General features: G+C 66.9%; 9 protein-coding genes, 1 tRNA gene and 1 pseudogene. 6 read left to right on the top strand and 5 right to left on the bottom strand.

Annotation, left to right across the window (positions count from 1 at the left end; genetic code table 11):
• Positions 1–121 precede the first annotated feature (121 nt).
• Positions 122–676: an RNA polymerase sigma factor gene (locus tag EV643_RS43395; protein WP_133806078.1), complete on the top strand. Its 555-nt coding sequence runs from the start codon at positions 122–124 to the stop codon at positions 674–676.
• On the top strand, positions 673–1,335 hold the full coding sequence (locus EV643_RS43390) for a hypothetical protein (RefSeq protein ID WP_133806077.1): 663 nt from the start codon (positions 673–675) through the stop codon (positions 1,333–1,335). The genes EV643_RS43395 and EV643_RS43390 overlap by 4 nt, the downstream gene beginning before the upstream one ends.
• 51 nt (positions 1,336–1,386) lie before the next feature.
• Here the strand turns inward: EV643_RS43390 and EV643_RS47230 are convergent, their stop codons facing one another.
• From EV643_RS47230 to EV643_RS43380, 3 genes are all read right to left on the bottom strand, one after another.
• Complete coding sequence (locus EV643_RS47230; protein ID WP_502255090.1) at positions 1,387–1,788, bottom strand: hypothetical protein; 402 nt, start codon at positions 1,786–1,788, stop codon at positions 1,387–1,389.
• A gap of 165 nt (positions 1,789–1,953) precedes the next feature.
• Positions 1,954–2,328, bottom strand: coding sequence for a hypothetical protein (locus tag EV643_RS45285; RefSeq protein WP_202870071.1), 375 nt, complete (start codon positions 2,326–2,328; stop codon positions 1,954–1,956).
• Between the two features lie 584 nt (positions 2,329–2,912).
• Positions 2,913–3,542 carry a hypothetical protein gene (locus EV643_RS43380; RefSeq protein ID WP_133806076.1) on the bottom strand — a complete coding sequence of 210 codons (630 nt, stop codon included), beginning with the start codon at positions 3,540–3,542 and terminating at the stop codon, positions 2,913–2,915.
• A 668-nt stretch (positions 3,543–4,210) separates the two neighbouring features.
• On the opposite strand from EV643_RS43380, the gene EV643_RS43375 reads away from it, so the two are divergent.
• Positions 4,211–5,356, top strand: coding sequence for an esterase-like activity of phytase family protein (locus EV643_RS43375; RefSeq protein WP_166665808.1), 1,146 nt, complete (start codon positions 4,211–4,213; stop codon positions 5,354–5,356).
• Positions 5,357–5,874: 518 nt separating this feature from the next.
• On the opposite strand, the pseudogene EV643_RS43370 reads toward EV643_RS43375, so the two are convergent.
• Positions 5,875–7,106: pseudogene (locus EV643_RS43370) on the bottom strand (IS256 family transposase).
• 64 nt (positions 7,107–7,170) lie between these two features.
• On the bottom strand, positions 7,171–7,833 hold the full coding sequence (locus EV643_RS43365; protein ID WP_133806074.1) for an IS110 family transposase: 663 nt from the start codon (positions 7,831–7,833) through the stop codon (positions 7,171–7,173).
• Between the two features lie 514 nt (positions 7,834–8,347).
• Here EV643_RS43365 and EV643_RS43360 point away from each other — a divergent pair.
• The 3 genes from EV643_RS43360 (at position 8,348) to EV643_RS44590 (ending at position 10,069) form a co-directional block, all read left to right on the top strand.
• Positions 8,348–9,244, top strand: coding sequence for a hypothetical protein (locus tag EV643_RS43360; protein ID WP_133806073.1), 897 nt, complete (start codon positions 8,348–8,350; stop codon positions 9,242–9,244).
• A gap of 321 nt (positions 9,245–9,565) precedes the next feature.
• A complete protein-coding gene (locus EV643_RS43355) occupies positions 9,566–9,808 on the top strand; it encodes a hypothetical protein (protein ID WP_133806072.1) in 243 nt (80 codons plus the stop codon).
• A 193-nt stretch (positions 9,809–10,001) separates the two neighbouring features.
• Positions 10,002–10,069, top strand: a tRNA-Arg gene (locus EV643_RS44590).
• The last annotated feature ends 45 nt before the right edge of the window (positions 10,070–10,114 follow it).

The following is a 10,114-nucleotide window of genomic DNA, read 5'->3' as shown; positions in this document are numbered from 1 at the left end:
TGGATCAACAGACCAGCACCGACACCCCAGAAGGAAACCGACACAAAACTAGCCGCCTAACTCACGCTGGCCTCATCCGCCTTGACAAATTCCGCCTGGCCGCGATCGATGGGACGAGGCGATGCTCGAGCAGAGTTCCACCTACCAGCGGACGACCCGCACGTTCGCCGACCACGCTGACGCGGTCCACGCTTACGCGGTCGTCCAGGTCGGGCCGGACGCCGCGCCCGACGTCGTGTCCGAGACGTTTCTGGTCGCGTGGCGGCGGCTCGATGTGGTGCCTGAGCAGCCGCTGCCGTGGCTGCTGGCCACAGCGCGCCGGGTCGCCGCCACGCACCGGCGGGGCTGGCGACGGCACAACCGGCTGATCGACCGAATGGCCGGGTTCGCCGCCACGGAACCACAGGCCATGGACCCGGCCGAGCTCGATGGCGACCTGTGGCGGGCGATGGACCGGCTATCCGCGCGGGAACGCGACGCGCTGCTACTGGTCACCTGGTTCGACCTCACCAATACCGAGGCTGCACATGTGCAGGGCTGTACGGCCAACGCCTTCACGGTTCGGCTGCACCGAGCACGGAGACATCTGCGTGCGCTGCTCGACCAAGACGACCATCACCAAACCCGCCACGACCCCGCCTCGACTGCCGCGCCACCAAAGGAGGATCCGAAATGACCGAGGACGACCTGGACCAGCGAATCCGGTCACAACGACCCCGTCCCGGCTGGGCCACCAGCCACAGCGGAGCCGCGGTTCTCGACCGCGTCCTCAAGACCGCCGCCGGCCCTGCCGCAGCCAGAGGCAGGCGCGTCACACCGATCCGCGTGCTAGCCGCTGCCGCCGCCGCCGCGGTCGTGGTCGCCGGCGCCGTGGTGGGCGCGCGCGAACTGCGCTCAGGCGACGACCTCTCGGCGCGGCCGACCAACGGCACAACCGAGACCATCCAACAGGGGTACGCCTACGACGTGATCAGCCTGCCGGTCGTGATGGCAAACACTGACACAGTGTTCGCCGGCAAGGTGGTCGGGATCGCGGCCCGGGACGAGTCCGACGGCTGGACCACCTACCGCGTGCAGCTGCTGCGCACCGTCAAGGGCACGCCACCCGACGAGGTACAGACCCGGCAACGCGGCTACATCGACGAGAACGGAACCAGCCACATAGGCGACCGGCAGCCGCTGGTCGAAATCGGCAAGATCTACATGTTCGCCACCAACCACGAGTCGGCGCAGAACGTCTACACCGTTGCCCCCGGCCTGCACGGCGCCCGGCAGGCCGCCAACGACCGTCAGATCGCCGAGCTCGCCACCCAGTACGCCAAGGCCGCTCGCTGACAAAGCTCAGCCCGGCACCGGGTCAGGTGTGTCTGCAGGGGTGGTTCGTGCTCACCCGAGCCGAACGAAACTGGTGATAACAGCCACTATCAAAGGGGAGGCGCCGTCGGCTGCCCCGGATCCCCGCTCAAGGAGCCGCGACACGCTCGGCCGGATCCGGATCGCGATTCCGCCGTTATCCCCGGCTCGACAGCGCGGGCCGCCATGCTGAGGACGCAGACGTACCGCACGGATCGGAGCACCACCCATGACGGGCAGCAGCTGGCAGCGGACGGACGGGATCCCGCGCGGACCGCGCGACGGTGGGTGCCGCCGTGGCCGTGGACGGCGAACACGAGGTCCCAGGTCGTTCAACACCGCGGGTGGCCGCCAGCCCCACCGCGGCGCGATGGTGCCGCCGGTGAACTGGATGCCTTCGGCAACCAGGCCGGTCCCGCTGACACCGGTCGACACCGCTACTTTGTCGGTTCAGGCCAGCTTCGGGAGTCCGGTGCCTCCTTGCGTTGTCGACGGCCCAGGAGCCGAACCGCGCTCTCGCACCACCCACCTCCGGAGCCGAAATGCACCGACAGATGGAGCTACTTCTCGCGGCCAATCCACAGGTCGTGCCTCACGTCCCTAACACTCCAGCCGGGCTCGAAACCTGTGCGCTACCAGGGGAAACACCTCAGTGGTTGCCTGAAGAGTGCAGATAATGCGGGTGTCGCAGCCGTTGTGGCCACCGCGGCCTGTGTGGTCGTCGGTCCAGGTCGGTCCGAATTGGTCTCGCTTGTATCCGGGCACGTCGGGCCGGGCCGCGATGGCGCGGATCTGGCGGAGTTCGGCCGAGATCAGCTTGGCCGTGCCGGCAGCTGGCTGAACAGTGACTGGGCTGCGGGAGGGAGTGGTCCGTGGCGGCGGGGTCGACCCAGCCGGGTCGCCGCCGGCTAGTGGATAAGCGCACCCGGCCGCCGCGAAGCCGAGCACGATCAGGGCGGCAAGGCGGGTGCGCATCACGCGACCTTAAGGTACCGCCGAGTCTCGCCCGCCAGATGTAACGACTCAGCCCCATCTCAGCGCTATGAACTGCGCGAGGTGGGCTGACGCTCAGCAGTTCAGCGTGGGAACACACTGGGAACAAAGGGGCGTCGATCCGAGTCAACTGGAGTCAAGAACAGCCGAACTGGTGTCGCCTGGTTGCGACTGGAGAGGGGTATGTCGGTGGGGTGGGTCGGTTTCCTAAACCGTGCGGCGCCCGTCCGAGCTGCCCCGCCGACTCGACGGGGCTCGCCGGCGTGATGCCACAGCCATGAGCGCCTCATTACGAGCCCGACTGAGGGGCTTCGGCGACCTTGGCAGTTGCCCGTCTGAGCGTGAATCAGGCGGTCAGACGGGGGTCAGTCACGGGTGCTCTGGATGAAACGGGGCACGACGGGGGCACACGACGGCCGTCCTCTTGCACACCTCAGGTGGAGTTGTGGGCGCGGCTTGGCCACACCGCCGGGTTGTCACGACGGCGAAGGATGACCGTCGGGGCAGTCGGCTTGGCGGTGTGCCTACGCACTCCACCAGCCGACTGGCCACACGTGAGATGTCTGCTACGGCATACGGGTGGTCCGCTCCTCGTCGGTGCGGATGAACGGGGCGGGTCGGGTCGGGTGGTTGTTGGCACCGTCGATCAGGACGGCGCCGTCGAAGGTCACCAGACCGTCTGCGACCGCTTCCCGCTCCTTGCGGGTGCTGGTGTTGACCGAGAAGCCCTCGGCCACGTTCGAGTCGACCTCTGTCTCCAGCGGACCGACGCCCGTGTATGACACATCGAAGGAAACCTGGTGGAACACACCTCGGTTGTCCCTGACGGTTCCCGAGCCGGTGGCGTCGACACTCTTGAGGTCCTCGGTGCTGGTGATGGTCGCCGGCAAGATCCCGACCCAGCTGAAGGAGCTGCCGGAACAGACGGCCTGGTACTGCACCCTGGCCGTCGGATCGGCGTCCTCGGTCTCGGGTGCCTCGAAGTCGCGCGTGGTGATGACCAACAGAGTCGCCTGCACGGTGGAGCCATCGGCGCACTGGTGCGGTACCGCCCAGAAGGCTGAAGCGGTTTCCTCGAAGAAGTAGGACCGCTCTGCCTCTGCTGAGGCTGGGCCTGCCAACGCGACAGGCGCGAACAGGCCGACCAAGGACGCAGCCACGGCCGCGACCCGTCGTCCAGAAGTCTTGCTGAGCATGATGACCTCCCCCGGCTGGGCGGTAGGACTACCGCGCACGAACAGCCGCTTTCACAATGGCACATACCGCGTCACAGTGTCGTGAAATCGCCCGGCCCAGAAGGGCCAGCCAGCGCCACCCTTTGGGATAGGCATCGATTTGGCCGCTTGTACCCGGTAGTTGGCGATGCCTGCGGACAGCGCGGCACCATCTGGGTGTAAACCCGCCCGATCGGTGGCCGCACCACGAGCACTGAGCCTAATGAATTGACTCCATTTCGCACCACGAACAGGACCACGAGCTACATGGCGCGCGGCGACCGGCTGAGCATGACGCCGCAATTGTGCCACCGCAGCGCCTCCTACGCGACGCACACCCCGTGGACGGTGCCTGGTATCCGAGAACGAAGCGCCGTGGCGATGCCGGTCTGCTTTGATGTTCACGGATGGGCAGGGGGTGGTGCGGCGCACGACGCGTGCCATCCGACATTGACAAGGGGATGAAGCAGTAAGACCCTTCTAACGGTGGGTGGGGTGAACCGGTGATCGAGCGCCGCCAGCGGTAGCGAGATCGAGGGGTGGGGGCCATGAAGTTCTTGCGTGCATTCGCGTTATCTGTCGTCCCTCTATGTCTTGTCGCTTACCCTGTATCGGCCTCCACGCCTAAGCCGACTCTCGAGGGTCGCGCCGTGCTGCCCGCGGCGACCTACGCTCCCGGACCTCCCGCTGGTTCATTCTTCGCGGGGCAGACGATCAACGGGATCTCGTTCCCGACGCCGTCGCAGCCGGTCGAGGGCTTCTCGTCAGTGTTGAGTGGCCGTACGCCGGGTGAGTTCCTCGCAATGCCTGACAACGGCTTCGGAACAAAGGCCAACTCCCGCGACTTCCTCATCCGCGCGTACTACATCGAGCCGGACTTCAAGACGGCTAAGGGGGGTACCGGCGCGGTTACCGTGAAGGACTTCATCCAGTTCCGGGATCCTAACGGCGTCATCGGCTTCCCGATCGTCAACGCGGGCACGACTGAACGGTTCCTGACCGGCGGCGACATCGATCCCGAGTCGATGCAGAGGGCGAAGAACGGCGATTTGTGGGTGGGGGACGAGTTCGGCCCATGGGTCCTGCACTTCGACGCGACCGGCGTGCTGCTTGAGCCGCCATTCCCCGTGCCGGGGAGCCTTGTCCAGCCGACGGTGCCGGGAAGTCTCATGTCGCCGAGCAACCCCTTCCTTGTCCCGCCGGACACCGCGACCCAGCCGAACAGCCGAGGCTTCGAGGCCATGTCGTCGACGCCCGGCGGGAAGCATCTGTATCCGATTCTCGAAGGCGCGACCGTGGTCGACGCCGACACCCGCCGGCGCTTCCTGTTCGAGTTCAGCATCGACGACAGCGAGTTCACGGGTCGCGTCTGGCAGTACCACACCGAGCAGCCGGGCTACCTCGTTGCGGACATGCGGGCGCTGGACCAGCATCGGCTGGTGGTCATCGAGCGTGATGGCGGGCGGGGCCTCACGGCGGTGTTCCGCAACGTCTATGTGGTCGACCTTCGCGACGTCGGACCCGACGGGTTCCTCGAGAAACACAAGGCCGTCGATCTGACGGCGATCCCCGATCCGGACCTGATCTCGCTACCGCCTATCCACGCCGGCGACGTTCGTCTCGGCGATCCCTTTGGCGTCGCCTGCGAGTCCATCGAGGCGATCCACGTCATCGACGGAGAACGGCTCCTCCTCGGCTGCGACAACAACCTCCCGAACACCGGCCGCAATCCATCATTTGCCGACGACAACGAGTTCATCGTCGTCAAGGTGCCAATCCTGAAATCGCTGAATTGAGCACGGTCGGGCAGATAGCACCGTGTACTCGTTTCGCCAAGTGGTGCTGCCCGTTGTGCGCGGTGGAAGCTGGCGATCGCGTAAGGGGCCGGCCGGTCGGGTCGCTCTAACTCAGTTAGGGTGACCCCGGGTCTTCGTCCTCGGCACATCATCACCGACGCCTGGACCCACAAGAGACCCGCGACGAGTGGACGCGCCACCCGACGGTCAAGCCGTAACCACACACTCCGCCCAGTCCGACGTCGAGGGTGTCGTGGCGCAGGCCCCGCTGCCCCCGGGCCGGCAACTTCGCCGACCGGTTGCTCCCACCGATGGCGTGACACGGTTCGTGACGCGAAACAGGGTCAACTGGGCTTCGTGAAGACCACCAAAGTGGCTGTCGGCGTCACTGGTGACGCCTAGAGTGGGCTGAATTTACGGCATCGTGCAGCCTTTAATCCGCTGGCCCCGGTTGGCGTCGGTTCGGGGAGGGGCAGCGTCCCTGAGAGTGGTGGGCTTTCGAGGTTGATCCTCGGTGCCTACTCGCCGCTGTCGATCGCGGCGATGGCTCCAGTATCGCGCTCGGGGTAGAGCAGCGCCATGGAGCCTTCGGACAGATAGCGGCGGTTGTCGGCGGACTGCCATTCGTCGTGCATGTCGGCCAGGACCGCGCCGACGAGGCGGATCACGGCAGCGTCGTTGGGGAAGATCCCGACGACGCGGGCTCGGCGTTTGATCTCCTTGTTGACCCGCTCGAGCGGGTTGGTCGACCAGATCTTGGACCAGTGCGCGCGGGGGAACACGGTGAAGGCCAGTACCTCGGTCTTCGCGTCGTCCATCAGCGGGCCGATCTTGGGGAACCGGCCGGCGAGCTGGTCGCGGACCTCGTCCCAAGTCGCGGCCACGGTCTCGGCGTCGGGTTGGGCGAACACGGTGCGGAACACCGCGGCGGCCATGTCGGCATGGGTCTTGGGCACGTGGGCCAGCAGGTTGCGGGCGAAATGCACCCGGCAGCGCTGGTGCGCGGCGCCCTGGAAGGAACGCTTCAACGCGGCGACCAGCCCGGCGTGCTGGTCGGAGACCACGAGTTGGACCCCGGCCAGGCCGCGCTTCTTCAAGCCGGTCAGGAACGCCCGCCAGAACACCTCGTCCTCGCTGTCACCGACGTCCAGGCCGAGGATCTCCCGGTCCCCGTCGGCGCGGACGCCGCTGGCCACCACCACCGCCATCGACACCACCTGGGACGCGGCGTTGCGCACGTGCAGGTAGGTGGCGTCGAGATAGACGTAGGGAAAGGCGATGTGGTCCAGCCGGCGGGTGCGGAACGCGGTGACCACCTCGTCCAGGCCGGCACAGATCCGCGAGACCTCGGACTTGGAGATGCCCGAGTCGATGCCCAACGCGGCGACCAGGTCGTCGACGGACCGGGTCGAGACGCCGCACACGTAGGCCTCCATCACCACCGCATACAGGGCCTGGTCGATCCGGCGCCGAGGCTCGAGGATGACCGGGAAGAACGACCCTTGCGCAGCTTGGGGATACGCAGCTCGACATCCCCGGCCTGAGTGGCCAGCAGCCGGGCCCGCGACCCGTTGCGCTCGTTGACCCGGGACTCGCTGCGCTCGTACCGGCCCGCTCCGACCTGCTCGGTCGCCTCGGCCTCGATCAACTCCTGCATCACCATCCGGACCGACTCCCGGATCAGATCGACTCCTTCGCCGGTGCGGAACGCATCCAGCAACTCAGACACGGCAGACTGAGACAACGCCATCGGTGGGACCCCCTTCGGATGAGTACTTGGCCGTACACACCGAAGATCCCGCCGATGGCCCCCATCACTGGTCGGTCAGTTCCTTGTTGGCGGACTTCTTACGCTGGTAGATCCGCTCGAGGACTGCGATCAGCGCCGCGGCGACACGACGTCGGGTCTTCCCAGCGGCATCGCGTGGACGGACCTTCGTCAGCAGGGCCTTGGCCTGTGCCGCGGACAGGTCCTTCTTGGCGCCGCCGGGGATCAGCTCAAGCAGGAGCTGGTGCAGCTGGGAGATCATCCGGGTGTGGTCTTCACCCAGTGAGCGGCGCCGGTCGACCAGGATCCGCAGCACTGCGAACTGCTCGTCGTTGACCACCGGACGCAGGCCGGCCATCCGGGTGCCGACCAGCGCGACCGAGTGCGCGTCGGTGGCGTCGGTCTTGCGGCCCTGCCCGGTGGCGAACACCCGAGCCCTGGCCGTCAGCTTCGGTGGCACATCCACCACATCCCCGCCGTCGGCCAGCAGCCGATGGGCCACATGCCGGCCGATGCCGCTGCAGCCCTCGATCGCCCAGACCCGCTCCGGCCACCGCTTCGCATACCGCAGCATCGCGGAACAGCTGTCGCGATCCGTACCGAAGCGTCCTCCGCCAAGGACAGTCTCGTCGGCCCCCATCACCTCGATCGTCACCGAGCGCTTGTGCGGGTCAATCCCCAGGACCACGCGCTCTGATGCTGGGCTCATCTGAGTCCCCCTCCGATGCTCGATCCACTACTGGGTTGTCGAGAGCCGGGAGGGCAACGCTACTTCGAGCAGAGCAAACCCCCTCTTGAGCCTCTCCCCGCCCTAGCGACGCCCGGGACTACGCAGGCCAAATGAGAGCCACACGACCAGCGTGGGCAGCCGATGTGAGAGCGACAGCCCGGGCGCCTAGACCGAGCCTCGCCAGGCGCCGGCCATAAGGCAATGAAACAAGTAGGCGCCGATATGCGGGTGGTTCACGGTTTTGCGTGCCTGATCGAATCAGGCGCATCACGCCTCGGCGGTACTACCTCGACGCAAACTGCCACGTCCCGAGCGGCCCGAGGCCCGTTCCGTGCCGGCGACGGCGTGAATCTGATTTCGCGAGTCGGTTCGGATGGTGAGCATCCGTGCCATCCGCGCGGGCACTTTCGCTTCCCGCCTGAAGGAGTCCACACTGATCCTGGCGGCGCGGCCCGCAGGCGCCGGCGGTGGTCGTTCGCTGTTGAGGAGGGCCATGGCGGGTGAGATCATCCTGGCGGCCGTCGAGTGGGGGCGGAGCCTGGTCGCGGCTGCAGAGACAAAGGCGCAGAAGCGCTCCGCCAACGTGCTGGAACGCGCCGCGGTGCTGGCCGCCGGGATGCGGTATCTGGACCGCCGCTTTGTGGAGCTGTTCATACCGCTGAAGTTCTATGACACGGGCAGCTGGCCACTGGAGCGGCGTCGCGCGCACGTCGAGGAGATCCTGGACTTCATCTACGGGGATCGTGTCATCTCCGACATCCGGCAGGCGATTACGTGGCTTGACCACTCCCCGTTGGACGACCGGCACGCCCAGGTGCTGGTGGAGAATCTGTGCGACGTGGTTCGGGTGGCGCTGTGGCGGTCGGAATCCGCGGACGTCAGCCAGCAGCTGCCGCTGTCGGGCAGCCAGGACACCACGTGGGCGGACGGCGTCGTGACCCTGGCCGCGAAGGGGTTCGTCGACCTCGACGAGGCCGCGGCCCCGTACGTCAACGAGCTGGTCGCGCTCCTCCGGACCGACGATCCGCCTCCCGAGGAGGTGCGGCAGGCAGCCAGCCGGTGCCTGGTCCCGCCCCGCCCGATGCAGGGCATCCGGTGGGGAGGTCTCGCCCCAATCGACGATCGGGTGCTCCTAGGCAACTTCGGTGAGCCCGACGACCTACGCCGCGGGGAGTCACACTTCGACTGGTCGCCCGAGTGGCGAGACCGGTGGGATTACGCTCACTCCGACCGACCGGAGGATGAGCGCCGGCAGCGCATCCTGACCTCCGGCACTGTGAGCCCGCTGCGGGACTTTGCCGACAACGCTGGCGAGCGATTCCAAGAGCTACTCGCGGTCGTCCAGGGAACGTTCCCGGCCATCCCTACCCCCACGTGGGCCTACGCCTAGCGTGATATCCATCTGACGACAGCGACGGCTTCGAGCCCGCTTACGGTCCTCCTCTGACTTCAGTCCGAGTCACCGCATACGGCAGGTGGGCCGCTTCGCGTCAGCGCGACGAGCGCCGTCTGTTCGAACAGCGCGCCCATGCCACTGGTCGTGTTGTGCGTTGCGTCGCCGCGTCATTCTGGGGCGACAGCGGCGGCGCAATGACGCTGCCCGCGTCGACCGGGACGGTACGCGGCGGTATGACGCGCGTTCGGGAGCGCGCCGATCCCGCCCACGAGAGCACAGGGGCTCGCAGGGTGTGGGCTCTACCGCGAGAGTGGAATGCCGCCGAGACTGGCCTGCCGGCAAGACGAGTCGAGCGACGGCAGCTACGACATCCACGACGAAGCCAAGGAGTTCTGCAACGCCTACGTCTTCTTCGTCGCCAGTGCCCCCGCGGAGGCCTTGCTACGTATCGCTGCGGACGTCGCTGCGCTGCCCGGCATCCCGGCGGGTGCCTTCGCCGTCATCACCCACGATCGGAGAGAAGAGATGGGGCTCGGTCCCCGCGTCGCGCTCAGCTGATTGCGTCGCCGACTCGTGATGGTTCGTCTGGTGAGCGACGGCTTTCGCTGCAGTTCAGCTGTCCGCGCGGCGCTGCCTTGCCGGCCGCGCTCACCAGTTCAGCTTGGGAACACTGTGGGAACAGAGAGGGGTCAGACCGAGTCAACTGGAGTCAAGATCGGCCGAACTGGTGTTACCTGGTTACGCCTGGATGGCCGCATGTCGGCGGGGTGCGTCGGTTTCCTAAACCGTGCGTCGCAGGTTCGAATCCTGCCGGGGGCACAATGTGATGTCTCAGGACATCGCGGACGGCCGAACCCAATAGAT

Origin of the sequence: Kribbella caucasensis (assembly GCF_004361855.1) — a bacterium.
In the GTDB taxonomy this organism is placed as follows: Bacteria; Actinomycetota; Actinomycetes; order Propionibacteriales; family Kribbellaceae; genus Kribbella; species Kribbella caucasensis.
This window is presented reverse-complemented; position numbering and strand designations above follow the sequence as displayed.

Excerpts from the sequence above, each read along its gene's own strand:
- EV643_RS43365 (WP_133806074.1), bottom strand. The coding sequence starts at position 7,833 with ATGAGCCCAGCATCAGAGCGCGTGGTCCTGGGGATTGACCCGCACAAG.
- EV643_RS43360 (WP_133806073.1), top strand. The coding sequence starts at position 8,348 with ATGGCGGGTGAGATCATCCTGGCGGCCGTCGAGTGGGGGCGGAGCCTG.
- EV643_RS43395 (WP_133806078.1), top strand. The coding sequence starts at position 122 with ATGCTCGAGCAGAGTTCCACCTACCAGCGGACGACCCGCACGTTCGCC.
- EV643_RS43380 (WP_133806076.1), bottom strand. The coding sequence starts at position 3,542 with ATGCTCAGCAAGACTTCTGGACGACGGGTCGCGGCCGTGGCTGCGTCC.
- EV643_RS43390 (WP_133806077.1), top strand. The coding sequence starts at position 673 with ATGACCGAGGACGACCTGGACCAGCGAATCCGGTCACAACGACCCCGT.
- EV643_RS43355 (WP_133806072.1), top strand. The coding sequence starts at position 9,566 with ATGCCGCCGAGACTGGCCTGCCGGCAAGACGAGTCGAGCGACGGCAGC.
- EV643_RS45285 (WP_202870071.1), bottom strand. The coding sequence starts at position 2,328 with ATGCGCACCCGCCTTGCCGCCCTGATCGTGCTCGGCTTCGCGGCGGCC.